This window comes from Bradyrhizobium sp. 142 (genome assembly GCF_023074015.1).
Lineage (GTDB): Bacteria > Pseudomonadota > Alphaproteobacteria > Rhizobiales > Xanthobacteraceae > Bradyrhizobium.
Map to the genome: position 1 here is coordinate 69,425 of NZ_JADPKQ010000136.1, position 22,097 is coordinate 91,521.

At 63.3% G+C, this 22,097-nt stretch carries 22 protein-coding genes and 1 pseudogene; 10 read left to right on the plus strand and 13 right to left on the minus strand.

Translation table 11 applies throughout. The features are described from left to right. The first annotated feature begins 178 nt into the window (after window positions 1-178). Complete coding sequence (locus IVA82_RS13945; RefSeq protein ID WP_247380490.1) at window positions 179-658, plus strand: PaaI family thioesterase; 480 nt, start codon at window positions 179-181, stop codon at window positions 656-658. Between the two features lie 49 nt (window positions 659-707). Here the strand turns inward: IVA82_RS13945 and IVA82_RS13950 are convergent, their stop codons facing one another. Together IVA82_RS13950 and purQ are read right to left on the minus strand one after the other, a co-directional pair. Continuing rightward, on the minus strand, window positions 708-1,679 hold the full coding sequence (locus IVA82_RS13950; RefSeq protein ID WP_247380492.1) for a tripartite tricarboxylate transporter substrate binding protein BugD: 972 nt from the start codon (window positions 1,677-1,679) through the stop codon (window positions 708-710). Next, window positions 1,676-2,377, minus strand: coding sequence for a phosphoribosylformylglycinamidine synthase subunit PurQ (gene purQ, locus IVA82_RS13955; protein ID WP_247380494.1), 702 nt, complete (start codon window positions 2,375-2,377; stop codon window positions 1,676-1,678). Before purQ ends, IVA82_RS13950 begins: the two co-directional genes overlap by 4 nt. A 186-nt stretch (window positions 2,378-2,563) precedes the next feature. Here purQ and IVA82_RS13960 point away from each other — a divergent pair, with 186 nt between their 5' ends. After that, window positions 2,564-3,580: a magnesium and cobalt transport protein CorA gene (locus tag IVA82_RS13960; RefSeq protein WP_247380496.1), complete on the plus strand. Its 1,017-nt coding sequence runs from the start codon at window positions 2,564-2,566 to the stop codon at window positions 3,578-3,580. A 170-nt stretch (window positions 3,581-3,750) separates the two neighbouring features. Here IVA82_RS13960 and purS read toward each other — a convergent pair whose 3' ends face one another. Beyond that, window positions 3,751-3,990 carry a phosphoribosylformylglycinamidine synthase subunit PurS gene (gene purS, locus IVA82_RS13965; protein WP_148773046.1) on the minus strand — a complete coding sequence of 80 codons (240 nt, stop codon included), beginning with the start codon at window positions 3,988-3,990 and terminating at the stop codon, window positions 3,751-3,753. Between the two features lie 13 nt (window positions 3,991-4,003). Next, window positions 4,004-4,771: a phosphoribosylaminoimidazolesuccinocarboxamide synthase gene (purC, locus tag IVA82_RS13970; RefSeq protein WP_008974302.1), complete on the minus strand. Its 768-nt coding sequence runs from the start codon at window positions 4,769-4,771 to the stop codon at window positions 4,004-4,006. A gap of 308 nt (window positions 4,772-5,079) precedes the next feature. On the opposite strand from purC, the gene IVA82_RS13975 reads away from it, so the two are divergent. After that, on the plus strand, window positions 5,080-5,403 hold the full coding sequence (locus tag IVA82_RS13975) for a DUF1476 domain-containing protein (RefSeq protein WP_148742388.1): 324 nt from the start codon (window positions 5,080-5,082) through the stop codon (window positions 5,401-5,403). An 11-nt stretch (window positions 5,404-5,414) separates the two neighbouring features. Here IVA82_RS13975 and IVA82_RS13980 read toward each other — a convergent pair whose 3' ends face one another. Then, window positions 5,415-6,389, minus strand: a complete 975-nt coding sequence (locus IVA82_RS13980) for a LysR family transcriptional regulator (RefSeq protein ID WP_247380499.1) — start codon at window positions 6,387-6,389, stop codon at window positions 5,415-5,417. 112 nt (window positions 6,390-6,501) lie between these two features. Here IVA82_RS13980 and IVA82_RS13985 point away from each other — a divergent pair, with 112 nt between their 5' ends. Beyond that, the gene (locus tag IVA82_RS13985) at window positions 6,502-7,329 is read left to right on the plus strand and encodes an isocitrate lyase/phosphoenolpyruvate mutase family protein (protein WP_247380501.1); all 828 of its coding nucleotides are present in this window, start codon (window positions 6,502-6,504) and stop codon (window positions 7,327-7,329) included. Here IVA82_RS13985 and cynS read toward each other — a convergent pair. From cynS to IVA82_RS14005, 4 genes are all read right to left on the minus strand, one after another. After that, window positions 7,316-7,804: a cyanase gene (gene cynS / locus IVA82_RS13990; RefSeq protein ID WP_148742390.1), complete on the minus strand. Its 489-nt coding sequence runs from the start codon at window positions 7,802-7,804 to the stop codon at window positions 7,316-7,318. The genes IVA82_RS13985 and cynS overlap by 14 nt on opposite strands. Before the next feature lie 71 nt (window positions 7,805-7,875). Continuing rightward, on the minus strand, window positions 7,876-8,796 hold the full coding sequence (locus IVA82_RS13995; protein WP_247380503.1) for an ABC transporter ATP-binding protein: 921 nt from the start codon (window positions 8,794-8,796) through the stop codon (window positions 7,876-7,878). 4 nt (window positions 8,797-8,800) lie between these two features. Next, a complete protein-coding gene (gene ntrB / locus IVA82_RS14000; protein WP_148742392.1) occupies window positions 8,801-9,640 on the minus strand; it encodes a nitrate ABC transporter permease in 840 nt (279 codons plus the stop codon). A gap of 85 nt (window positions 9,641-9,725) precedes the next feature. After that, window positions 9,726-11,108: a CmpA/NrtA family ABC transporter substrate-binding protein gene (locus IVA82_RS14005; protein WP_247380504.1), complete on the minus strand. Its 1,383-nt coding sequence runs from the start codon at window positions 11,106-11,108 to the stop codon at window positions 9,726-9,728. Between the two features lie 158 nt (window positions 11,109-11,266). Here IVA82_RS14005 and IVA82_RS14010 point away from each other — a divergent pair, with 158 nt between their 5' ends. Next, window positions 11,267-13,201: a sigma 54-interacting transcriptional regulator gene (locus tag IVA82_RS14010; protein WP_247380507.1), complete on the plus strand. Its 1,935-nt coding sequence runs from the start codon at window positions 11,267-11,269 to the stop codon at window positions 13,199-13,201. 9 nt (window positions 13,202-13,210) lie between these two features. Here the strand turns inward: IVA82_RS14010 and IVA82_RS14015 are convergent, their stop codons facing one another. From IVA82_RS14015 to IVA82_RS14025, 3 genes are read right to left on the minus strand one after another with little or no spacing between them, the layout of a single operon-like run. After that, entirely contained in the window at window positions 13,211-14,089 is an 879-nt protein-coding gene (locus IVA82_RS14015) for a sulfurtransferase (protein ID WP_247380509.1), read from the minus strand. Window positions 14,090-14,141: 52 nt separating this feature from the next. Next, the gene (locus tag IVA82_RS14020; RefSeq protein ID WP_247380511.1) at window positions 14,142-15,254 is read right to left on the minus strand and encodes an acyl-CoA dehydrogenase family protein; all 1,113 of its coding nucleotides are present in this window, start codon (window positions 15,252-15,254) and stop codon (window positions 14,142-14,144) included. Between the two features lie 36 nt (window positions 15,255-15,290). Beyond that, window positions 15,291-15,833 (minus strand): OsmC family protein, encoded by a 543-nt coding sequence (locus tag IVA82_RS14025; RefSeq protein WP_247380513.1) that lies wholly within the window; start codon window positions 15,831-15,833, stop codon window positions 15,291-15,293. 246 nt (window positions 15,834-16,079) lie between these two features. On the opposite strand from IVA82_RS14025, the gene IVA82_RS14030 reads away from it, so the two are divergent. Beyond that, entirely contained in the window at window positions 16,080-16,748 is a 669-nt protein-coding gene (locus IVA82_RS14030; protein WP_247380515.1) for a TetR/AcrR family transcriptional regulator, read from the plus strand. Between the two features lie 93 nt (window positions 16,749-16,841). Here IVA82_RS14030 and IVA82_RS14035 read toward each other — a convergent pair whose 3' ends face one another. Further along, a complete protein-coding gene (locus IVA82_RS14035; protein WP_247380517.1) occupies window positions 16,842-18,410 on the minus strand; it encodes an alpha/beta fold hydrolase in 1,569 nt (522 codons plus the stop codon). Window positions 18,411-18,557: 147 nt separating this feature from the next. Between IVA82_RS14035 and mddA the strand changes: the two genes are divergently transcribed. The 4 genes and pseudogenes from mddA to IVA82_RS14055 all read left to right on the plus strand — a co-directional run bounded on the left by mddA (window position 18,558) and on the right by IVA82_RS14055 (window position 21,834). Next, window positions 18,558-19,337 carry a methanethiol S-methyltransferase gene (gene mddA, locus IVA82_RS14040; RefSeq protein WP_247380519.1) on the plus strand — a complete coding sequence of 260 codons (780 nt, stop codon included), beginning with the start codon at window positions 18,558-18,560 and terminating at the stop codon, window positions 19,335-19,337. 26 nt (window positions 19,338-19,363) lie between these two features. Further along, the gene (locus IVA82_RS14045) at window positions 19,364-20,341 is read left to right on the plus strand and encodes an NADPH:quinone oxidoreductase family protein (protein ID WP_247380521.1); all 978 of its coding nucleotides are present in this window, start codon (window positions 19,364-19,366) and stop codon (window positions 20,339-20,341) included. A 33-nt stretch (window positions 20,342-20,374) separates the two neighbouring features. Then, a complete protein-coding gene (locus tag IVA82_RS14050) occupies window positions 20,375-21,139 on the plus strand; it encodes a hypothetical protein (protein ID WP_247380523.1) in 765 nt (254 codons plus the stop codon). 306 nt (window positions 21,140-21,445) lie between these two features. Continuing rightward, window positions 21,446-21,834: pseudogene (locus tag IVA82_RS14055) on the plus strand (VOC family protein). The last annotated feature ends 263 nt before the right edge of the window (window positions 21,835-22,097 follow it).

Sequence of the window (22,097 nt, forward strand, 5' to 3'; positions counted from 1 at the left end):
TCGAGGCTTTCGGCGGGGTTGGCCGTTCTTAGGAACATCGGGGGCTCACGAAAAGCCCTTTATGGCGCATTTTCCCGCTGTCCCACGTTTTGCGGCCGGGGGATGCGGGAACGGGAATTGCAAGGCGCGGTCGGATCGGATTTAAGGGCTAAAGACCTGTAATTGAAGGCCCGTTTCTTTGCACGAATTGACCAAAGCGCCCCCGTCCCGCCGTCCCGACCTCCACATCGCCGCCGATGGGGAATTCCGGGGCTGGCGGACCTGGATTCGCGACAGTTTCGAGAGCCATATCGGTCCGTTCTGGCACAAGATCGAACAGGACGGCGGCGTCCGCAGCGCTTTCCGGGTCGAGAAAAAGCACCTCAACGGCTCCGGCAACGTCCATGGCGGATGCTTCATGGCGTTCGCCGACTACTCGCTGTTTGCGATCGCCACCCATGAGCTGAATGGGCCAGCCGTGACCACCAATTTCGCCTGCGACTTCCTCGATGGTGCACGGGAGGGTGAGCTGATCGAATGCGTGGGTGAAGTCTCCCGCGCTGGCGGCTCGCTGATCTTCCTGCGCGGCAAGATGATGTCCGGCGACCGGCCCCTGTTCACCTTCTCCGGCACGATCAAGCGGGTGAAGCGGAAGCCGGCACTCCAGGCAAACGCATAGCATGACGGTCCCGGCCGAACGGCTGAAGCTGCGGTAGCGCCAAACGCTATTACTTGGCGTCGTCCGCCAGCATTTTCCGGTATTTCTCGACGTCGCGCGACACAAGTTGCTGAAGCAGCTCCGGCGTGTGTTCGTCGGCATCGGGCGCGACCGTCGACAGATCGCCAAAACGCTTCTTCACCGCGTCGGTTTCTACTGCGGTACGCGCGGCGGCGTTCAGCTTGGCGACAACCGCCGGCGGCGTGCCCTTGGGCGCGAACAGGCCGTTCCAGCCCTGCGCCTCGAATTCGGGCAGGCCCGCTTCGGCGGACGTAGCCAAATCGGGCAGCGTGGCGAGCCGCACGGTCGAGCCGACCACGAGCCCCCTCACCAGCTTCTCGTTGATCGACTGCGAGACGGACGCGGCCGCATCGCAGACGCCGTCGATCTGGCTGCCGACCGCGTCGGTGAGCGCAGGCGCCGCGCCGCGATAGCCCACCAGTGTCGCCTCGATTCCGGCGGCCGTGACGAAACTCTTGCAGATCAAATAATTCGACGAGCCGACGCCGGCATGGCCGAGATTGATCTTGCCCGGATTGGCCTTGGCGTAGGCGATGAACTCCTTGAGGTCCTTTGCTGGAAAATCCTTGCGCAGGGCGATGATGCCGAACGTCTTCGCCACCATGGCAATCGGCTGGAAGGAGTCCGGCGTGAACGGCAGTTTTGGATAGATTGTATAGGCCGCGGCATTGGTGCCGGCATTGCCGATCGCGATGGTGTAGCCGTCAGGCTCGGCGCGGGAGGCGCGCGCCAGCGCGGTCGAGCCGCCGGCGCCGGCGACGTTCTCGATCACGATGGTCTGATCGAGCGCGATGCCCATCTGCTCGGCGACCGTGCGCGCGATGACATCGGAGGTGCCGCCGGCCGCGAACGGCACGATCATGGTGATCGGACGCTTGGGAAAATCCTGCGCGGAGACAGCAGTCGCGAATGAGAACACCGCGAGCGCGGCGAGACACCGCTTCAAGACGAGCGAGATCACGCGGCCTTTTCCAGATGCTGGACCAGGCCGGCGAACAGGCCGCGGCCGTCGGTGCAGCCCATGATGTCTTCGACGTGGTTCTCCGGATGCGGCATCATGCCAAGCACGTTGCCGTTGTCGTTGACGAGGCCGGCGATCGAATGTGCCGCGCCGTTGATGTTGTGGTTCTCATCGACCACGCCGTCGGCCGAGCAGTAGCGGTAGAGCACCCGCCCCTCGCCTTCGAGGCGTTTGATGGTCTCTTCATCTGCCTCGTAATTACCCTCGCCATGGGCGACGGGGACGCGGATCACCTGCCCCGCATTGTAGCCGCGGGTGAATGGCGTGTCGGAACGCTCGACGCGCAGGTGCACGTCGCGGCAGACGAATTTCAGCTGCGCGTTGCGCATCAGCACGCCCGGCAGAAGGCCGGATTCGCAGAGGATCTGAAAGCCGTTGCAGACGCCGAGCACGAGGCCGCCCTTGGCCGCATAGTCGCGCACTGCATCCATGACTGGCGCGCGCGCCGCAATCGCGCCGCAGCGCAGATAGTCGCCATACGAGAAGCCGCCTGGGACCACCACGAGATCGGTGCCGGCAGGAAGCGACGTCTCCGCGTGCCACACCATCGCAGGCTCGCTGCCCGAGATCAGCTTCAGCGCGCGCGCCATGTCGCGCTCGCGGTTGATTCCGGGAAAAACGAGAATGGCGGCTTTCATGGCTCGGGTTCCGACAGTGGCGGGAATCGGGAATCGGGGTGGCACGGCGGCCAAATCATGAAGAGACATAACCATTTGACGGGGATTTTACCAGTGCTAGCCTCGCCGGGCCGCCTTGTGCACAGGCCATGGTTATCGCAATTTGGCCATCGCAATCTGGCCGAACGATTTGCCGGGATTGAAACCATGAATGTCCCGTCGCTGCCCACATCCGCCGCCGAGCCGGTTTCCGCCGACGGCGTCGTCGCTGCCGGCGCCTATGTCGACGGACGGCGCGTCGCCAATATCGCCATCAGCGAGGCGTCTAGCTGGCGCGCCAAGCCCGGCCACGTGGTCTGGATCGGGCTGCATGAGCCCGACATGGCTCTGCTCGGCGCCGTGCAGAAGCAGTTCGATCTGCACGAGCTCGCTATCGAGGACGCCAACCACGCCCATCAGCGGCCGAAGATCGAGCAATACGGCGAAGCCCTGTTCATCGTGGCGCGGACCGCGCAATTGCTCGAGGGGCGGATCGCCTTCGGCGAGACCCACATCTTCATCGGCGATGGCTATCTCGTGACGGTCCGCCACGGCGCCTCGACCTCCTATACGGCGGTACGCGAGCGCTGCGAGAGTTGCCCGCGGGCGCTCGCCCGCGGCGAGGACTACATCCTCTATGCCATCCTCGATTTCATCGTCGACAACTATTCGCCGGTGCTCGAAAGCATTCACGAAGAGGTCGAAGGGATCGAGGACTACGTGCTCGCCCACGCGATCACCAAGGCGCAGATCGAACGTCTCTACATGCTGCGCCGCGACCTGTTGCGGCTGCGGAACGCGATCGGCCCCCTGGTCGAAGTCTGCCGCCGGCTGGAGCACGACGAACTGTCGATGGTGCGCCCGGCAATGCAGACGCTATTCCGCGACGTCACCGACCACGTCCGCAACATCCAGGAGCGCATCGATTCCATGCGCGAGGTGCTGGCCTTCGCCTTCGAAGCGAGCCTGCTGGTCGGCCAAGCGCAGGAAACAGCAGTCTCCAAGAAGCTTGCCTCCTGGCTCGCGATCATCGCGATCCCGACCGCGCTCGCCGGCATCTACGGCATGAACTTCAAGCACATGCCGGAGCTGGAGTGGGACTACGGCTATTACGCCGTGCTGAGCCTGATGCTGGTTTCGTGCACCGCGCTCTACTGGCGCTTCCGCCGCGTTGGATGGCTGTAAGGCCGGCGGCCCTCGCCCGACTGCGCGTGTTAGCCACTCCGGCTCCTCGTCCTGAGGAGCGCGCTCTCTGCGCGCGTCTCGAAGGATGAAGGCCGAGCTGCAAGAGCCGGGCCTGCATGGTTCGAGACGCGCATTCTGCGCTCCTCACCATGAGGATTTACGAGGCGGACTCAGACGATCTCGACGCGATAGTTCTCGATCACTGTATTCGCCAAGAGCTTATCGGCGGCATCCTTCAGCGCGGCTTCGGCCTTGGCCTTGTCGGCGCCGGCAAGCTCGATGTCGAACACCTTGCCCTGGCGCACGCTGGCAACACCATCGACGCCGAGCGATTTCAGCGCGCCTTCGATGGCCTTGCCTTGCGGATCGAGGATGCCCGTTTTCAAGGTAACGGTGACACGTGCCTTCACGTCGAAATCCCCTTTAGCTCTTCACCAGTACCGGGCCGGAGCCGGCTGGACGCTCGTTCTCCATCAGAATGCCGAGGCGCTTGGCGACTTCGGTATAGGCCTCCAGCAGCCCGCCGAGATCCCTGCGGAAGCGGTCCTTGTCGAGCTTCTCGTTCGACTTGATGTCCCAGAGGCGGCAGGAGTCCGGCGAGATCTCGTCGGCGACGATGATCCGCATCATCTCGTTCTCGAACAGCCGCCCGCACTCCATCTTGAAATCAACGAGACGGATGCCGATGCCGAGGAAGAGACCGGTGAGGAAGTCGTTGACGCGGATGGCGAGCGCCATGATGTCGTCGATCTCCTGCGGCGTGGCCCAGCCGAAGGCGGTGATGTGCTCTTCCGACACCATTGGGTCGTTGAGCTGATCGTTCTTGTAGTAGAATTCGATGATCGAGCGCGGCAACTGCGTGCCCTCCTCGATGCCGAGGCGCTGCGACAGCGAGCCGGCCGCGACGTTCCGTACCACCACTTCGAGCGGCACGATCTCGACCTCGCGAATCAGCTGTTCGCGCATGTTGAGGCGACGGATGAAGTGGGTCGGCACCCCGATGTCATTGAGGTGCTGAAACAGGTACTCCGAGATCCGGTTGTTGAGGACACCCTTGCCCTCGATCACCTGATGCTTTTTCGCGTTGAACGCGGTGGCATCGTCCTTGAAGTGCTGGATCAGGGTACCGGGCTCCGGGCCTTCGTAAAGAACCTTTGCCTTGCCTTCATAAATGCGACGCCGACGGCTCATGGGGATGTACCGTGTTTTGTTGAAATCCATGTATTTGGTGTGCTCCGGTTTACGAGAACTACGACCCACGGCGGAGCTGCCGTGAACAGCCCGGAACCCATGGAAACAGAACAGGAACCACGCCTTCAGGCAACCTATCCGATTGGCTGTCCCAGCACAATCGATCCGGCCCATCCGATGCCAACTTATACCGCCTTGCCTGCGGCTTAACGGCCCGTTGTTTTGCCGATTCGTGCCCCCTATCTAGGCATGCACGGGGGATGCCGCAACGAGGCGTCTCGGTCTATTCAGCAGGGTTGGAACAAGGCATGAGCACGTTCGACAAGCGCGAGGAAGGTTTCGAGAAGAAATTCGCTCTCGACGAGGAGCAGAAATTCAAGGCCGAAGCCCGCCGCAATCGGCTGCTCGGCCTGTGGGCGGCCGAAAAGCTCGGCATCACGGGCGATGCGGCGGCAGCCTACGCCAAGGAAGTAGTCGCAGCCGATTTCGAGGAATCCGGCGACGGCGACGTCCTGCGCAAGGTCACGGCCGATTTCGCCGCCAAGAACGTCGCCGTCACCGAACAGGCGATTCGGGCCAAGATGAGCGAGCTGCTCGCGGTCGCGGCCGCCGAGGTGAAGGCGGGGAAATAAACCGCTGTTCTTTATTTGGCGCGCCGGCGTGCAATTGTCTTGCGCGCCGGTCGTCGCTTTTTTGGCTGCCGAATCGTGATGGCGTCGGTTGCGCTATAATTGCTTCGGATGGCCTCCAGCAAATGCCGGGCGGCCAGGCTCAAGAACCCGCCGCGCCGCGTCACGACGGCGATGTCGTGGCTGGCGACGAGATCGTCGACCGCAATGGAGGCGATGGCGGCAGAGCTCAACTCCTCTGCCACATGGCTTTCCGCCAGCAGAGCGAGGCCGAAACCGGATTCGACGAGTCTCTTCTGGGCAGTGAGGCTGTCGACTGCCGTCCATTCAACATCGGCCAGGCCGCGCGTCAGAAACAGCGCAAAGACGTGCGCGGCCGCGATCTCGCGCCGCCCGGGGACCTCGGGAAACGCGATCCAGCGCTCGCCGCCGAGCTCGGCGAACTGCTTTACGCGCTTGCCGGCGAGTGGATGATCAGGTGCGCAGACAACCTGCAATGTCTCGGTCATGACCGCTTTGCAGTCGAGGTCCCGCGAACGGTCTATGTTGTAACGCAGGCCGATCGTCGCCTCGCCGCGGCGAATGAGGCCGCTGATCTCCGCGCTGGTCGCGGTGCGCAGCGTGAGCCCGACGCCGGGATTTTCCTTCGCGAACCCCGTCATGATCTTCGACAGGCGACTGTCGGCGAGCGTGCCGGTCACGGCGAGCGACACCGGACCGGCATTCTGTTTGGTCAGCGCCCGGATCGCCTGCTCGGCGTCCTGCGCGGCAGCGACGGCGCGCTCTGCGTAAGGAATCAGCACCCGTCCCGCATCGCTGAGCAGCGTGCGCCCCGCCACGCGCTCGAACAGCGGCACACCGAGGTCCTGCTCCAACAGCGCAATGCGGCGCGATATCGCCGGTTGCGAGCGGTGCAGGAACTTCGCAGCGTTCGAGATCCCTCCCCGGCGGTGAACCGCCAGGAAAGTATTGAGGGCATCGCTGTCCATCGCCGCCATCTCATGCAAAAAGCTGATGATGTTAAGAGAAATAACAAATTTGTCGGATGGCGGAAAGGCGCATATGGCTGGTCCACATCGATCAGGATGAACGGAGCGATCAATGACGAGCCAATTGGAGAAGGCAAAAGCGTTTCGGGCCCTGCACGTGCGGCCAGGCGCGTTCATCATTCCCAACCCGTGGGATGCCGGCACGGCAAAGCTGCTCGCCGCGATGGGTTTTGAGGCGCTCGCGACGACAAGCCTTGGTCTTGCCAACACCTTCGGCGGTTCGACGGTCAGCCTTGATGCCATCCTCGACAATTGCCGCGTGATTGCCGCCGCAACCGAACTCCCGGTCAGCGTTGATCTCGAAAACTGCGGCGCGCATGAGCCAAAGCGCGCAGCGGACGCGATCCGGCACGCTGCCGAAGCCGGCGCTGTCGGCGGCTCCATCGAGGATTCGACCGGCGAGCAAGAACGTCCGATCTATGATTTCGCCTTGGCCTTGGAGCGGGTGCAGGCCGCAGTGGAGGTGGCGCGCTCCCTGCCCATTCCGTTCACGCTGACGGCCCGGGCCGAAAATCTTCTGCACGGGCGCAACGACCTCGACGACACCATCAAACGGTTGCAGGCGTTCGAGGCCGCCGGCGCCGACGTACTCTATGCACCGGGCGTCCATGACCTCGCAACGATCAAGACAGTGGTGGCGTCGCTGAAAAAACCCTTCAACCTCGTCATGGGCTTTGCCGATCCGACGCTGACCTTGCCGCAACTGGCAGCGGCCGGTGTCAAACGCATCAGCGTCGGCGGCGCGATGTCGCGATACGCATTGTCCGCCTTCCTGATGAGCGCGCGCGAGATGAAGGAGAATGGCTCCTTCACCTATGTTCGCGACATGGCACGGATCAAGGAACTGCGCGACGCATTCACCGCGGTCAGCCCTCCCTAAAGCCGTATTCCGGCACGTTGCCGCTGGCGCCGTAATATTTGTACGGCAGGAATTTTCCGCTCATGGTGATCTTGACGCGGTCGCCCTTCGGGTTGGCGACGCGCTCGATTCCCATGTCGAAGTCGATCGCCGACATGATGCCGTCGCCGAATTCCTCCTCGATCAGCGCCTTCCAGGCCGGGCCGTTGACCATCACCATCTCGTAGAAACGGTAGATCAGCGGGTCTGTTGGCGGCATCGGCGTGCCGGTGCCGCGCATCGGCACCTCGTTGAGCATGGCGGTCTCGGCCTTCGACAGGCCGAACAGCTCGCCGGCGTTCGCGGCCTGCGGCTTGGTCAGCTTCATCTGGCCCATGATCGCGCCGACGATCAGGACCTCGGAATAGCCTCCGATCTGCTCGCAGATGTGTTTCCAGCTCCAGCCCTTCTCGCGCTTGATGTCGAGCAGCTTTTCGGTGAGGTCTTCGCGTTTCATGTCAGGTCTCCTCTAAAAGCATGATCCGGAAAAGTGTGGAGCGGCTTTCCGAAGATCAGGCGTCTACAAAATCAGGCAGTCAGCCCGGGACTGGTCCCGGGTGTCCAGGTCTGTCGTTGTTCGTCGCTGGCGGCGACCGTCAATCCGGGCTTGCCGATAAGCACGACGGGCACGTTGCGCGGATCGTGATCGGGCTTCTCGGCCGCAAAATTCTTGCTGCGGCTGACCAGGAAATCGACGATGTGGTTGCGCAGCGCGTAGTACAGCGGATGCCGGTGCAAATCGGTGCGGCCGCGATCCTTCGGCAGCGGATTTTCGACGACCTCCGCAAGCACCGCGCCCGGACCATTGGTCATGAGAAAGATCTTGTCGGCCAGGTAAATCGCCTCATCCACGTCGTGGGTGATCATGAACGCGGTCTGTCCGGTCTCCAGACAAATCCGTCGCACCTCGTCCTGGAGCGTGCCGCGCGTCAGCGCGTCCAGCGCCGAGAACGGCTCGTCCATCAGCATGATCTTTGGTGTGATCGAGAGCGCACGCGCAATGCCGACACGCTGCTTCATGCCGCCGGACAGCTCCGACGGACGCTTGTGCTCCGAACCCGTCAGGCCGACGAGATCGATGAACGTCTGCGCGTGCGCCTTCACCTTGGCGCGGTCCCAGCTGCGCCATTTCGACGTGACGGCATAGGCGACGTTGCCGAGCACGGTACGCCAGGGCAACAGCGCGTGGCTCTGGAAGATCACGGCGCGGTCGAGGCTGGTGCCGGAAATGGCCTGGCCGTCGACGATCACGGCACCCTCGCTCGGCGCATCGAGGCCGGCGAGGATGTTGAGCACGGTGGTCTTGCCGCAGCCGGAATGACCGATCACGCAGCAAAACTCGCCGCGCGGCATCGACAGCCACAGATTCTCGAACACGGCCGTGGTGCCCCCAACCGCGCCCGGATAGCGCTTTGCGATGCCTTCGATGGAGATGAACTTGTCGGTCATGGCCCTACTCCGGAAAAGTGACCATGCGCGTGAAACGCGCGAGGATCTGGTCGAGCAGCATGCCGACGATTCCGATCAAGAGAATCGCGATGATGACGTTGGTGATCGAAAGATTATTCCATTCGTTCCAGACGAAATAGCCGATGCCGGTGCCGCCGACGAGCATTTCGGCGGCGACGATCACAAGCCAGGCGATGCCGATCGAGATGCGCATACCGGTCAGAATCGTCGGCGCCGCCGCCGGCAGGATCACGGTGAAGGCGCGCCGCAGCGTGCCGACCTCGAGCGTGCGCGCGACATTGATCCACTCCTTGCGCACGCTGGCGACGCCAAAGACGGTGTTGAGCAACATCGGCCAGATCGAACAGATGAAGATCACGAAGATCGCGGAGATCGAGGAATCCTTGATGGTGTAGAGCGCAAGCGGCATCCAGGCCAGCGGCGAGATCGGCTTCAACACCTGGATGAAGGGATCAAGCGCCTTGCTCAGCAGCGGCGACATGCCGATCAGGAAGCCAAGCGGGATCGCAACCAGCACGGCCAGAAGATAGCCGGTGCCGACGCGCGCGATGGAAAAGCCGAGCTGGATGCCGAGCCCCTTGTCGTTCGGCCCGTTGTCGTAGAACGGCCGTCTCAAATGCTCCCAGAGCTTGGCGCCGACGTCGAGCGGGCCGGGCATGGCGGATTTGCCCTGAGTCGCGGTCAGGCCCATCAGCTTGGCGTATTCCGGGCTCATCGCGGCAACGGTGCCGCTCGACCGCGTGGCGAGATGCCAGATGCCGAGGAAGGCGGCCAGCAGCACGATGGAGACGAGGCCTGCGCGGAGGCGGAGGGAGGAGGTCATTGCGCAAAACCTCCCCTCGCGTCGTCCCGGCCTAGTGCGCGTTGCGCACTAGGCCGAGACGACGGCTTTGAGAGAGTGGTGTCCCTCACGACGCCTTCCTGATCTTGAAGCTCGCAACGTAATCGTCCGGCTTCGTCGGATCGAAATTCTTGCCCATCACTGCGAACGACTTGTAGGCGCTGGTCGGCGGCGACAGGCCCATCTCGGTCATCAGCTTCCTGGTGTCGGTTGCCAGATACACTTGCTCGGCGACCGCCTTGTAGTCGACATCGCCCTTGATCTGGCCCCAGCGCTTCATCTGCGTCAGCATCCACACCGCAAAAGACTGCCAGGGAAATGGATCGAAATCGACGCGCTTGGCATCGGTCTTTACGCCGCCGAGGCCGTCGGCGTACGTGCCGGTCAAGACCTGCTCCAGGACCGTCACTGGCGCGTTGATATAGTTGGCCGGCGCGATTGCCTCGGCGATCTGCTTGCGGTTCTCCGCTTTCGATGCATACGCGGTCGCATCGACGATGGCCCGCGTCAGCGCCGCAAAACTGTTCGGCGCGGTGGTGATGAATTCGCGACTGGCGGCGAAGCTGCAGCAGGGATGGCCGTCCCAGATCTCCTTCGACAACAGATGCATGAAGCCGACGCCGTCATAGATCGCGCGCTGGCAGATGTTGTCGGGCGCAAGGAACCCGTCGATGTTGTCGGCGCGCAGATTCGCGACCATCTCCGGCGGCGGCACCGAGCGCAGCTGCACGTCGGTATCGGGATCGAGCCCGTGCTCCGCAAGATAGTAGCGCAGGAGATAGTTGTGCATGGAGTAGTCGAAGGGAATGGCGAATTTCATCCCCTTCCAGTCCTTCGGATCGCGCTTGTCCTTGTGCTTCGTCGCCAGCACGATGCCCTGCCCGTTGATGTTCTCGATCGCGGGCACCGCAAAGGGAATGGCGTTCGCACCAAGGCCGAGCGAGATCGCAAGCGGCATCGGCGCCAGCATGTGCGCCGCGTCATATTCCTTGTTGATGGTCTTGTCGCGGATTACCGCCCAGCCGGCGGTCTTGACCACCTCGACGTTGAGGCCATGCTTTGAATAGAACCCAAGCGGCGCGGCCATGATGATCGGCGTCGCACAGCTGATCGGAATAAAGCCGACCTTGAGGTCCTTCTTCTCCGGCGTACCGGTTGCCCCGAACACCTCGGTTGCAGTCTTGAGCGGGAAGAACTGCGACAGCGCGGCAAGTGCAGTCGATGCACCAACCGACTTCAGGAAGGCGCGCCGCGCGGCATCCTGCGGAAACATCGCGCGCATGACCGCGGACGCCACCACCCCCTCGTAGCGCTTCTCCTCGCTCTCGACGGGCTCACAGCGCAGCGCCGGCGAGGCCTGCTCATGTTCGGTTGCCGAACGATGCTGGCCGCATTCGCAGCCGCCACGGAGGTTACGGTCGGGATCAAACGGATTGTCGAAGGTGGACATCGGATCTCCTGCGCGACTTTGCAGGACGAATTACGCAAGGAGCATGCCATCGCCTTCCGGCCGGCCAGTGCCTTGACGACGCAGCACTTCGGTAGCCCTTGGCCGCTACGAAAACTCGTGATAAACGAAAATTCGTAGTTCAATTACGAGATTTCGCAATGGCAATGACGCCAATGCCTGCCCGCGACGATGTGGCCCCGGTGCTCGATCCGCGTGTCGCCGCATTCGAATCTTCGGTCGAAGCAACGCTGCTGATCGATCCCTATGGCGACCAGATCGTGGATGCCAATCCAGCCGCCTGCGCCCTGCTTGGCTATGACCGTGCCCTGCTGCGGCAGACCAAAGCCAGCACGCTTCACGCCGGCCAGCTTCCCGCCCTCACCGTGTTCACCCAGGCCGTGCTGCACAAGGGCGCCTACTGGTCCACGGCGCTCAACCCGCGCCATGCCACCGGTCAAAATCTCCGACTCGAATATGCCGGCTGCCTCCTGCCCCATGACGGCCGCACGCTGGTGCTGCTCACGCTGACCGATCTCGAAGCCCGCCGCCGCCGCAACGTCGATGCCGCGGCCGAAGACCACATGCGCGGCGGGATTGCGACCTGGCAGCGTGTCGAGCGCGTCTTTCAGGACATCGAGCGCGAGAACCAGCTCATCCTGCGCGCGGCCGGCGAAGGCATCTACGGCGTGAACGCAGAAGGCAAGACCACCTTCGTGAACCCGGCCGCCGAGCGGATGCTGGGCTGGACTGCCGAGGAACTGGTGGGCAAGGAAATTCACCCGATCGTGCATCACACCCATCACGATGGCAGCCATTATCACGACCACGATTGCCCGATCTACGCGGCCTTCCGCGACGGCGCCGTTCATCAGGTCGACGGCGAGGTATTTTGGCGCAAGGACGGCTCGCCGGCCTGGGTCGAATACACCTCGACCCCGATCCGCGACCGCGGCATGGTTGTTGGTGCGGTGGTGGTGTTTCGCGATGTCAGCCAGCGGCGCGAGGCCGACGAGAAGCTGCACGCGGCTCTCGCCGAGGTCGATCGCCTGCGCGAGCGGCTCGAACTGGAGAACGCCTATCTCCAGGAGGAGATCCGGATCGAGACCAATCCACGCGGCATCATCGGTAGAAGCGAGGCGATCCAGAAGACGCTGCGCCAGGTCAAGCTCGTCGCTCCAACCACCGCAGCCGTGATGATCACCGGCGAATCCGGCACCGGCAAGGAGCTGATTGCGCGCGCCATCCATGACGCTTCGGGCCGCAGCGACCGGCCGCTGATCCGCGTCAATTGCGCCGCGATCCCGCGCGAGCTGTTCGAGAGTGAGTTCTTCGGCCACGTTCGCGGCGCCTTCACGGGCGCAATGCGCGATCGCATCGGCCGGTTCGAGCTCGCCGATGGCGGCACGCTGTTTCTCGACGAGGTCGGCGAAATCCCGCTGGAGTTGCAGGGCAAGCTGCTGCGCGTGTTGCAGGAAGGCAATTTCGAGCGGGTCGGGCAGGAACGCACGCGCACGGTCGACGTCCGCGTGATCGCCGCGACCAATCGCAATCTCAAGCAGGAGGTGCAGCGCGGACGGTTTCGCGAGGACCTCTATTTCCGCCTCAACGTATTCCCGATCGAGTCGGTGCCCTTGCGCGAACGGCGCGAGGACATTCCGCTGCTGGCCCAACACTTCCTGACCCGCGAGAGTAAGGCTCTCAAATCCAACCTGCGCCTGTCCGAGGGCGACGCACGGCGGCTCACCCGCTACGACTGGCCCGGCAACGTTCGCGAATTGCAGAACGTGATCGAGCGCGCCGCGATCCTGTCGCAGAACGGTCGCCTGCGGGTCGACCTGCCCGATCCTTCCGGCGCGCAGCCCGCGATCGGCACGGCGCGCCAGAAGACCGATGGGCGGCCGGCGGTCATGACCTCCTCGGAGATGCGCGACCACGAGCGCACCAACATCCTCGCCGCGCTCGAGGCCTGCGCAGGAAAAGTCTTCGGCCCCGGCGGCGCGGCGGAAATTCTTGATCTCAAGCCGACAACGCTGGCATCGCGGATCAAAGCGCTTGGGATTGCGCCCCGTCCGCGCGCCGGCGTGAACGGTTAGAACGATATCTCAGGCCGCCTTGGTCGTGACCTCAGTCGCAATCGGCAGTCCCTGCTCGATCGGCAGCGACGGATCGCGCGACCACTCGTTCCAGGAGCCGAAGTACATCCGCACGTCCTTCACGCCGGCATTCTTGAGCGCGAGGAAGGTGTTCGAGGCGCGCGCCCCTTTGAAGCAATAGAGATAGACCGGCGTGGTCGTCGAGATGCCGACGGTGGCGCACTCCGCCAAAATCTCGTCCTTGGATTTGAAGCGCGGACCTTCAGCGGTCGGCTTCATCATGCGGTACCATTCCAGCCAGACAGCACCGGGGATACGGCCCTTGCGCGGACAGAAATCCTTACCGTACGGAGACGAGCTGTCGCCGATCCACTCATCGACGTCGCGCACGTCGAGGATGGCGATGCCGGGCTTGCCGACAGCCCCGAGCATGGTCTTCGCGTCGATCAGGATCTCGCCCGCCTCGGGCACGATCGAGAACGAGGCTTTCGCCGGCGCCGGCACGTCTTTCGTGACCGGCAGGCCAGCTGCGGCCCAGGCATCAAAACCGCCATGCAGCACCTTGATCTTGGGGTAGCCGAGCATGGTGAGCAGATAGTAGCCGCGGCAGGACTGGCCGAAGCCAGAATTCATCGACTGCTCATAGACCACAGCCGTCTCCTTGCCGGAGAGGCCAGCGGCACCGAAGGCGTCGGCGAACTTGGTCTTCAGCTCGCTCATTCCTTCCGGCGTCGAGGTCGCCAGAAAAGTGAAAATCTCATGCACGTTTACGGCGTTGGGCAGGTGCCCGGCGCCGTAGGCGTCGGGATTGCGGGTATCGATGACGATACACGGCTCGGTCTTCAAGAGATCGGCAAGTTCGCTGGCAGAGATCAGAACGTCCGTCATTGGCAGCCTCTCCGTTGAGGTTAAGTGGTCTTCGGGGTGGACTCGGGTAGACTCAGGCGTCAGCGAGCATCTTGCGCAACTGCTTGGTGGCGGGCGTGACGATCGCGACGAAATAGGCTTCGCGCAGGCGCCGCTGCGCGCGGTGGCTCTTCAGATAACCGCGCGCGCCACAATGGAGCATCGCCGCATGCGCCGCCGCGACGCTGGCTTCGCCCGCGCGCAAACGCAGCGCGATCACCTTGCGCCAATAGGTGTCCTCTTCATTGTAGGGATCGCGCGCCAGCGCCATGGTTTCGGCCTCGAGCTCGGCGGCAAGATCGCGGAAATTCACTGGCTGCTGCGGCAAATAGCGGTTGATGTGGCCGAGCGGACGATCGACCTCGTCCATGATGTTGATGCAGTCCCGGATCAGGCCGAGCGCCATGCCGGCCTGGAGGAGGATGAAGCCGGCGCGGATCTTCTTGACGAAGGGCGTCGCCGGATCGGCGAGGATCAACTCGTCCGGCACGAAGACGTCGCGGAACTGCACGCCGTAGGTGCCGGTGCCGTCCATGGCGAGGAACGGCTTACAAGGCGCGAGGGTGATCGCGGGATCGGCGCAGTCGGCAAGGAACATGACGGTGCCCGGCTCGTCCTCGCGCTCGAAGATGGTGCCGAAATAATGGTCGGGGCCGAGATTGGAGACCCAAGGCAACGCGCCGCGCACGATATAGCCGCCCTCGACCTTGCGCCCCTTCAACTTGAGCTTCTCGATGCCGAAAAAGCTCTTCATCGGATTGGACAGCCCAGTGCCGCCGAGCAGCCGGCCGGTCGAAAAGCCGTCGCCGAAGCGTTTTGCGAGCTTCATGTTGGTCGAGTTGGCGGCGTACCAGACCAGCGTGTTCTGGCACCAGGCCATGAAGGCGGTGGCGCCGCAGACCTCGCCGATCGCCGCCATCGCCTGGATCGCGCAGCGCAAGTCCGCGGGCCCTTCCTGGGGCATGTGACTGCCCCAGGCGCCGACTTCGCCGAAGCGGCGCAGCACCTCGGCCGGATAGACCGAGCCGTCGTCGACGCCGGCGGCGAGCGGCGCAAGCTGCTCCCGCGCGATCCGCGCCACTTCTCCCGCAATGGACGGTGCGGGCTGATCCAAAGCTTCGACCCGCGATAAAGCCAGTGTCCCCATGATCGTCTCCCGCACCTTTTCCACTGCCGCCGCGCGCTAGATGCCGACCTCGAGATTGACCGGACGGGTGAAGGTGTTGGCGACCGGTGACCACTTCTTCACGTGGGTTACCAGCGCATTGATCTCGTCCGGCGAGATGCCCTCGCATTCCATGTCAACCTTGACGCGCACGTCGGTGAAGCCGACCGGCTTGTCGGAGATGTCGCCGGTGCCCCAGACCGCGGTAATGTTGAGGTCACCTTCGAGCTCGAGCTCGAGTTTGTTGACGATCCAGCCGCGGTGCACGGCATTGGCGTGCAGTCCGACCGCGAGGCAGGAGCCGAGCGCGGCGAGCGAAGCCTCCGACGGATTCGGCGCGCTGTCATCGCCAAGCAGGCCCGGCGGCTCGTCGACGATGTAGGGCGGCAGGTTGCGGATATAGTTGGCGTGACGGAATTTTCCTTCCGCGATCGTCTTGCACTTCAAGGTCTTGATGACCTTCGGATTGGCCTTGCCGTTGACGATCAGTTGCTCGAGCCCACCTCTGTCGATCGGCGCAAGGCAGCCCGTCAGCACCGTTTTTTGAACGACCGCAGTCATCAGTTTTCTCCCTAGGAGTCAGAAAATCGATAGGATACCGAACGGTCTGTTTCCTTGCATGGAGCGTGCCAGACCGGTGCAAAATCAAAATGCGAAGCATTGGAGCCGCTTAGCGATCGCTGCCTGCGTATTGATCAGGGGCGTCCTGCTCAAAGGCGATGCAGATGCGCTTTGCCATGCGAATCTTTTCAGCTCGGAACAGATGCGGCTTGCTGATGCGGCGCGGCTGCGATTAAGTTGCAGCCCATGGCCAAATCGTCACTGAACAAGATGTCATCGAAGAAGAAATCGAATTCGCCGCAGGCCGGCACGGGCGACGACGAATCCGCGCGCGGCCGTCTGCTCAGCGCCGCGACGCATCTGTTCTGCAAGAACGGCATCAACGCCACCGGCATCGATGCGATCATCGAGGAAGCCGGCACGGCGAAGACCACGCTTTACAAGCTGTTCGGCTCCAAGACCAATCTTGTCAACGCAGTGCTGGAGAGCGAAGGCAAGCAGTGGCGCGAATGGTTCATCGGCGCCATGGAGCAAGGCGGCGGCGACGCGCAGGCAAAACTCACGCGCATCTTCCCGGCGCTGAAGAGCTGGTTCGCCGAGGAGCGCTTCTACGGCTGCCCCTTCATCAATGCGGTCGGCGAGCACGACAAGGACCAGAAGCTGTTCCGCAACATCGCGATGAAGCACAAGAAGATCGTGCTCGGCCACATCGAAAAGCTCGCCGGCGAGCTCGGCTCGGCCGAGCCCATCGTGCTTGCGCATCAGCTCGGGCTTCTGATCGATGGCGCGATCGTCGCAGCCATGGTGTCGCGCGATCCGGGCGTGGCCGATACGGCCGCGCTTGCGGCGGGCCCCTTGCTCAGCCAGTCGAAGGCAAAGAAGAAGCGCACGGCAGATCAGCTCGAAGCGGTGTGATCGCTCTATCCCGATGGCGTAGCCCGCATGCAGCGGAGCGGAATGCAGGGAAACCATCCCGAATTACGCTCCCGCTCCATCCGGGTTACAGCGCTAACGCCGCGCCCTGCCCTTGCGCGGCAAAGCTTCCGTAAATCGCCTGATCGCCTCGAGCACGGGTTGCTGGTCGCCGGCAAAGAACCAGTGATCGTTGCCGTCGAGTTCGACGAATTGCGCTCCGGTGATCCGGCTCGCCACATCGCGGCCGGCCGCGATCCGCGCAGCCTGGTCGTTCCGCCGGTGCAGCACCAGGGTCGGCACGGCAATTTGCGGCAGGAGATGCCGCACGTCGGCGTCGCGAAACGCCTCGAGCACGGCCGAGATGCCACCGGGGCTGGAAGCCGCGCGCAGCAGCCCGGCCCACCAGACGCGCGCCTGCGGATCACGGGCAAGGCTCGGCGCGAAGGTTTCGATCCCGGCCGGGCCGCCCCAATCGGCGACGAGCCGCTGGCTCCAGGCATCATACTGGCTTGTGCGCAACGCGTACGGATAGTCCGGCGCCCAACAGCCCTTGGCCAGCGCGCCGAACAGAATAAGGCCGGCCGTGAGTCGCGGCGTGTCGACCGCAAACCTGACGCACGCCGGCCCACACTCCGACGCTCCGAACAGGACGACGCGACGCGCGTCCACTGCCCGCAAAACGGTGCCGATATCCTCTGCGGTGGCTTCGATATCAGGCGCTGATCCGATCCGGTCCGACAGCCCGATACCGCGCCGATCGAGAATGATGAGTCGTCCAAGCCTCATCAATGAAGCCAGAAACGTCCGGCTCGCGGGATGCTCCCAGCCGCGTTCTACATGCGACACGAAACCGGGCATGAGCAGGATATCGAACTCACCGCTGCCGTAGGTCTGATACGCCAAGTGCACGCCGGCGCCCTTGACGTAGCGCGTGGTCGGAACTGCGGCGAGCGACGAAGCCGCACTGGGGTCCATGAGTGCTTCGGTCTCGGCTTCCGGCGCCACCCCAAGCTCGTCGCGCAGCCGCTGTGTCAGTGTCGCGTGGTGCCGCTCTGCCGCGCTTCGATCGCCAGCCAGCAGAAGGCTGCGGATCAAATGCCGGCCGTACACCTCGCTCAACGGATCGAGCTCAACCAGGCGCCCCGCATGCACTGTCGCGGCAAAATGGTCGCGGGCCGCATTCTTGTCCTGCACTAGACGCTTGAGCGCGTGCACGAGCCGTCCCCTCAGCGCCTCCCGGCGAAAGAACGTCCAATCGTCGAATTCGGGACAGTCGGCCAGAGCGAAGCCAGCCAGGAAATCACCCCGGTAAATCAGGCAGGCTTCCTCGAAGGCGCCTCGGTCACAGGCGCTCTCGAGCAGATGCGTATCGACCTTCAGCTCGATCGCCGGCGACCAGCGCACGCTGGTGCGGTCGGTCTCGAAAACCGGCTGGCCTAGCGCAAGCTCGATGCGATGAAGCAGGCGCCGTAGTCGCGCGAGGCCGGTCTCGCGGGGAGTCTCGGGCCACAGCAGCGTCGCAATGACGTCCCGTGCCACGGCGCCTTTGACTTCCGCGAGATAGAGCAGCAGCGCAAGACCCTTGCGCAAGTTCAGCTTGATCGGCCGGTCGTCACCATGGATTTCCGGGAACCCGAGCGTTCGGAGCGAGAAGACGGCCATGAAATCAACTCTACCTGGCGGCGTCCCCCGGGGGACGCGCAGGGGACGGTCTAGCAATAGCAGTCATGCCCGAACGAGCCTGCTCGCCATCGAACGCTTCAGGCTTCTGCATGCGGCAACACTGCTGTCGGCACAATAGGAACAAACATGTTCGCGCGCCTCCTGATCCTGCTCTACGCCATTGTGAGCTATGCCATATTCACTGCTTCATTTCTCTACGCACTTGGTTTCGTCGGCAATTATGTCGTGCCGAAATCGATCGACGTCGGCAGCACCACGAATTTGACCGAGGCCGTCGTCGTCGACCTGCTGCTGCTCGGCCTGTTTGCAATCCAGCACAGCGTTATGGCGCGCCCGGCCTTCAAACGATGGTGGGCGGCAAACCTCCCCATCGCCTGCCAGCGCAGCACCTACGTGCTGCTCTCCAGCCTTATCCTCCTCTTGCTGTTCTGGCAGTGGCGTCCGATCCCGACGCCGGTCTGGCAGGTCGGCGGCATTGCGGCCTGGTTGCTGACCGGCATTCACTGGCTTGGCTGGTTGATCGCGTTTGCCTCAACCCACATGATCGACCATTTCGATCTGTTTGGCCTGCGCCAGGCTTTCGTCGCGCTCCGCGGGGCCGAGATGCCCGGCCAGTCGTTCAAGACGCCGCTGCTCTATAAGATCGTGCGGCATCCGCTCATGCTGGGGTTTCTGCTCGCGTTCTGGGCCGCGCCAGAGATGACCGCCGGCCATCTTCTGTTCGCGATCGCGAACACAGCCTACATCTTGGTCGGACTTCACTTCGAGGAACGGGATCTGATCGCCGAGTTCGGCGCGACCTATCAGCAGTATCGCCGGCGCGTTCCCATGCTGGTGCCGCGTCTTTTCGGTCGCCGCCGGACCGAAGATCGGCAGCCTCCATGGCCTGTTGGAGCACCGCGATGAGTAGAACAACACATTGGAGCGCCACGATGAGAGCAGTTCTCTGCAGTACATTCACTGGACCGGGCGACCTGCGCATCGGCGAGATTGATCAGCCGAAGCCGGCCGGAGATGAAATTCTCATCGATGTTCACGCAGCCTCCGTGAGCTTCATGGACCAGTTGCTGGTCTCGGGCCTCTACCAGATGCGGCCACCGACACCCTTCGTGCCCGGCACGGAAGCATCCGGTGTAGTCGTGACTGTTGGCGAGAAGGTCACGAAATTCGCACCGGGAGATCGCGTGGCGTGCAGCAGCTGGACCGGCGGCTACGCCGAACGGATGATTGCGAAGGAATCAAAGAGCGTACGGCTGCCGGACGATGTCGCGTTCGAAACCGCGGCGACGGTCCTGCACAATTACGGCACGGCGTATTACGCGCTGGTCGAGCGGGCACGGGCGCAACGCGGCGAAACCGCGTTTGTCACGGGCGCTGCCGGCGGCGTTGGACTTGCCGCCGTCGACCTCGGCCGCCATCTCGGCCTGCGCGTCGTCGCCGGCGTCGGCTCCGATGACAAGGCTGCCCTGGTGCGCGATTACGGCGCTCGCGATGTCATCAACTATCGCAACGAAGATCTGCGCGAGCGGATCAAGTTGATCACCGGCGGTGACGGCATCGATGTCGGCTTCGATAATATTGGCGGAACGGTTTTCGAACAGATGGCCCGGCTGATGAAGTGGGGCGGACGTCTCATGCCGATCGGCTTCACCAGCGGCGTGATTCCGTCGCTCCCGATGAATCTGCCTCTGCTCAAGAACTATTCCATCGTCGGTGTCTTTGCCGGCGCCTGGGCGGAGAAATTTCCCGCAGATGCCGCGCGCATGAACGATACGCTAATGCAATTGTTGGCCGAGGGAAGCATCCGCCCGCACATCGATCGCGTGCTGCCCCTGGATCAGGTTGGAGAAGCCATGCGGGCGGTGGCCAATCGGACCGTCCAGGGACGAATTGTCCTCAAGCTCAGATAAAATGCGCCGGTGACGGCGGGAGATGAGATTCCGATGACAATGATCATCATCGACAAGCGCTATTGTGGTCCTCCGAACTCCGGGAATGGCGGTTATGTCTGCGGCCGGCTGGCCCGGCACATTGCCGGCGGCGCGGAGGTGACGCTGCGCGCACCGCCTCCCCTGGACAAGCCGCTCGATACGATCGCGATCGACGACGGGGCATGGGAGCTTCGCGATGGCGCCACGGTCGTCGCGGCCGCGCGACCGGCAAATGTCGAGCTTGCGCGTCTGGAGACGGCCAGCTTCGAGGAGGCATGCGCCGCCGAACTGCTGACGCCGGTCAAGCCGCACGAGCATCCGTTGCCGACGTGTTTCGTGTGTGGTCCCGCACGGGCGAAAGGAGATGGCCTGCGTATCTTTGCCGGACCGCTCGGGCGTCGCTCGCAAAATGCTCTGGCCGTTCTCGCGGCGAGCTGGATACCGGATCCGAATTTGGCTGCCGGAGATGGCCTGGTCGCCCCCGAATTTCTCTGGTCGGCGCTCGATTGCCCCACCGGCTATGCCTGCAATTACAATTCGCAGAGCGGCAGCTTCGACAAGGCGCCGATCCTGCTGGGACGGATGTCGGTACGAGTAGAATCACGGCCGCGCCCCGGAGAAGGCTGCGTCATCACGGCCTGGCCAATCGGCCGCGACGGCCGCAAACGCGTTGCCGAGGCGGCTGTCCATGATGAAGCCGGGACGTTGCTGGCCGTAGCGAAGGCGACATGGATCGTGGTCGAACGCGACGTGCAGCTCGGGCGGGCCGCCCAATAATCGTCGAGAAGCCGCTTCCCTTGCATGGTCGCGGGACGGTGGGCTGACACCATTCCGTCCCAATATACGTTCACCCGGTTGATCTCAGCGCCAGAAACGTCGTGCTCCCTCGTCGCGGTTCGACGATCCACAGACCAATACCGATCGGTGCGGGATACGTGAGGGCTCGGGCGGCAAGGCGTAGCGGTTTCGGGGAGAGGCGCGTATTCTTCGGCTCAGCCCGCACGTCATTGAGCGTATCCGCCACGGTTCGATCGGATCAGCCGGACGCTGTCGCGGGCATTTGGCTTGGAGGCAGACCTTCAAATGACGGCAATCGATAACGTCCAATGCATCACGCTCTTCGTGTCGGACTTGGCCGGCGCAAAAGCCTTCTACGAGGCCGTGTTCAGCGGCAATTTCATCTATGAGGACGAGAACTCGGCGGTGCTCAAGCTGCAGAACTTGATGATCAATCTTCTCGACGAACGCTCGCCGCGCCGGAGCTCCTGACGCCGCATCCGGTTGGAGCGCGGGGCGCCCCTCCGCGACTGCTGCTGACCGTGCTGGTCGACGACGTCGATGCGTGTTGCGCGAAGCTTGTCGGGCGGCAGGTGCCGATCCTGAACGGACCTGCCGACCGACCCTGGGGACGTCGGACGGCGGCATTCCTCGATCCCGCAGGTCATGCGTGGGAGGTGGCCCAAGAACTCTAGCTCTTAGCACTGTGCGGAGAGATCACGGATGGCACGTGCTTTGCCCTAAAGTACCGCCTACGTATTGCCGTCGCCGATTGCGTCGCATGAGCATCCGCTGCCGACATGTTTCGTGTGCGGTTGCGCAAGGGGCTGGCCGCAGCAAGTAAGCTGTTCTTTCTAGCTAGCAGTCTGCTGAAAAACCCCCTCGCCACGGAGGGGGTCTGATGATTCACTTTATCATCTCGAATCGGTGGAGACGATCATGCGCGGCAGATTTATGG